This window comes from Candidatus Thiosymbion oneisti (genome assembly GCF_004359955.1).
GTDB lineage: Bacteria > Pseudomonadota > Gammaproteobacteria > Chromatiales > Chromatiaceae > Thiosymbion > Thiosymbion oneisti.
This window is the reverse complement of sequence record NZ_SMSC01000069.1, coordinates 1-2812: the sequence shown is the minus strand read 5'-3', so window position 1 is coordinate 2812 and position 2812 is coordinate 1. Positions and strand designations below refer to the sequence as shown.

At 53.0% G+C, this 2812-nt stretch carries 3 protein-coding genes; all 3 read right to left on the bottom strand.

Features of this window, described 5'->3' with window-relative positions; genetic code table 11:
* Positions 1-338 precede the first annotated feature (338 nt).
* Positions 339-809, bottom strand: coding sequence for a hypothetical protein (locus E1958_RS19335; protein WP_133513324.1), 471 nt, complete (start codon positions 807-809; stop codon positions 339-341).
* Positions 810-882: 73 nt separating this feature from the next.
* Positions 883-1485 carry a hypothetical protein gene (locus E1958_RS19330; RefSeq protein WP_133513323.1) on the bottom strand — a complete coding sequence of 201 codons (603 nt, stop codon included), beginning with the start codon at positions 1483-1485 and terminating at the stop codon, positions 883-885.
* Positions 1469-2812: bacteriophage T4 gp5 trimerisation domain-containing protein (locus E1958_RS19325; RefSeq protein ID WP_424945098.1), on the bottom strand; the 1344-nt coding region annotated here is incomplete at its 5' end. The genes E1958_RS19325 and E1958_RS19330, both read right to left, overlap by 17 nt.

The window sequence follows — 2812 nt, the reverse complement described above, 5'->3', positions numbered from 1 at the left end:
CTTGCACTAAAGTGCATAGTTTTGGACTAGCGTCCTGAAACAATAAAAAAATGGGACAGGGTTGATGAACCACCCCATGCTAACCATTTAAAAATTTACCACTACCAAATACAGTTTTCGTCATAATCAATGGGGCGGAGTCTCTCGATTGGTAAAAACACCTATTTTTCAAGGTGCCCTCAAGCAGATTATATTCATGTATCATTCTCCAAGGCTCCGGGATTACAGCATCTATTCCATAGGCTGTCTTCGGGATTCCGTCGCTCCCTCTGCCCGCAACCTATCCAAACACAAGATGAAATCAGTGCCCGAGGGGACGAAAGTAGGCCGTTGGCGATTCAATATGCGCTTGTGGCGTTCCATTGCTCTCTTTTGTAACTCATCCCGGCATGTGGCAAAGAGAATATTGCCTTCCTCGAAGCCCTCCAGGGGATAGCCGTAGGGCTGCTCAGAAAATCCGATAAAGGGGGGACTTCTCCGATCTTCAGGACGTAGATCACATCATCCGGATCGATCTGAATCCGCAGGATTCCGTCGTAGTATGGACCCTCACCGAGAACATGTGGCATGTTTCTCGGGTAATACCAAGTACCAAGATCCGACTTGACCTTGAAGTAATGACCACCAAATCTAAGTCGTGCAGTCTGGCCGGGATTGAGTTTGACTCCTTTCTCTAAATCCGATGCTCCGATCGTCAGCACTGTCGGTGTATTGTTGTAGGCTTCTATATAGGCGGAGCTTGGGCATCCAGTCAGTGCAAAGGCACAGAGACCGCACAGGAGAATGCCAATCAGATAACGATGGATCATGGTCGCGTTAACTCCAAGGCCAGGGACCGGTCCCATGCTCAGGTCCCATTTCGAGCAGAATCCATTCCATCGGCTATCTTCGGGATTCCGCTGCTTTCTTTGCCCGCAATCTATCCAAACACAAGTTGAAATCAATGTTCGAGGGGATGAAAGTAGGCCGTTGCCGATTCGCTATGCGTTTGGAGTATTCTGCTCGTTTTTTTCGTATCTCATCCAGGCATGTGGCAAAGAGCATATTGCTTTCCTCGAAGCCCGCAATAGGATAGCCATAGGGCTGCTCAGGAAAATCCGATAACGGAGGGTTCTCTCCGGTCTTCAAGGCATAGATCACCCCATCCGGATTGATCTGAATCCGCAGGGCTCCGTAGGAGTACGGGCCATTATCGTCAGAGCGTGGGATGTTTCGTGGATAGTTCAGGGTACCAAGATCCGACTTGATCTTGAAGTATTGACTACCAAATTCAAATCGTGCTGTCTGGCTTGGCTTGAGCTTAACTTCCCTCTCTAGATTTGGTTCTTCGATCGTCAATGCGGTCGGTGTATTATTGTACGCCTCTATACGGGCAAGTTTCGGGCATCCCGTCAACACGAAAACAAAGGGAGCGAACAAGAGAGCAATCAGTAGGCGATGACCAACCATAGTATTATTTACTCCAAGGCTAAGGACCGGTTCCATGCTCAGGTCCCATTTCGAGCAGATTGTATTCATGTGTCATTCTCCCAGGCTCCGACGGTGGTTTTACCGTACTGATAAGGACTGATGCGGCCATACTGATGGCATGCAAGGGTAGAGAGAAGGGTCCAAGTACTTCGGCTTGCTGAGTGTGCAAGAGCTCTTCGGTCCTGACCGATTGTGTATAACAGTCGGGACCAAAAAGATGAACATGACCGAGTGACATCGCCGACGGCATCATCCAGCTTGGCATATCTATAAACCTCAAGATACCAGCTTGACTATCCCCAACCGGTGTTGCGCCAAATAACATCCCAACTCCTCCGTAAACGAACCCAATCAGGGTGTTCGGCAGGGCCCAGATCCGGCCTAGAATACCCAGCACAGCACCGAAAAACCCGCCCCCTTCACCCTTATCGGCTGGCTTTTCCGTCTGGGGGGCAGCATTGTCCCCCATCTTGGCCTGGGGCGGACTGGCGCGGTTGACGACGGGCTTACCCGGCGGCACGTTGGAGACGGTCACGCCGCTCGGATCCACCACCAAGTAGCCGCCGCCCACCTTCAGGGTAATACTCTCGCCGGCTTCGAGGATCAGATTCTTCCCGACATACAGGGAGACCGCGCCCTTGACCTGTTCCTTGCGGTCGCCCTGGATGGTGACCTGCTGGTTGCCACCGATCTCCTCAACGGCATCGCCCTTGACTCGGAGCTTATGGTCGCCCCCGACGGCCTGCATGGAATACAGGCCGATTTCCTCCAGCTTGGCCCCGCCGACACTGGTGTTCATGGCCGCCCCCACGGTCACCTGATAGGCGGTGCCGACATTCAGGGCCTTGGCGATGGCAACGGTCTCCGTCTCATTGCCACCGACGTTCTCGGTCCGATTGGCGCCGACGATGATGGTCTGGTTGGCGCCGATGGTCTGGCTATGATCGCGGCCGATACCAACGGCCTCATTGTTGAAGATGCTCGCCTTGCGGTTATAGCCGATGTGGATGGTCTCGTTTTGGGCCACGTGCAGGTTGTGGTTGCGGCTGATCTCGAGGTTCTCGTTGTTGACAATATGGGTGCTGCGATCATGCCCGATCTGGATATGCTCGTCCTGGTCCACCGTTTTGGTCCGCGCTCCGTGGATGGTCAAGGTTTCGTTCTTATCGACGGTTTCGGTCCGTTTGCCGTGGATCGAGATCCTTTCATCATGGTCGACCGTCTCGGTGCGGTCGTGTTTGATGTGGCTGGTCTCGTCGTGATCGACGGCCTTGGCACGATCCTTCCCGATCCGGATGGTCTCGTTATTGGTGACCTCCCGACTGCGATCATGCAGAACATG

Bases quoted from the DNA above. Each gene is read 5' to 3' on its own strand.
- E1958_RS19335 (WP_133513324.1), bottom strand. From the start codon at position 809: ATGATCCATCGTTATCTGATTGGCATTCTCCTGTGCGGTCTCTGTGCC.
- E1958_RS19330 (WP_133513323.1), bottom strand. From the start codon at position 1,485: ATGGAACCGGTCCTTAGCCTTGGAGTAAATAATACTATGGTTGGTCAT.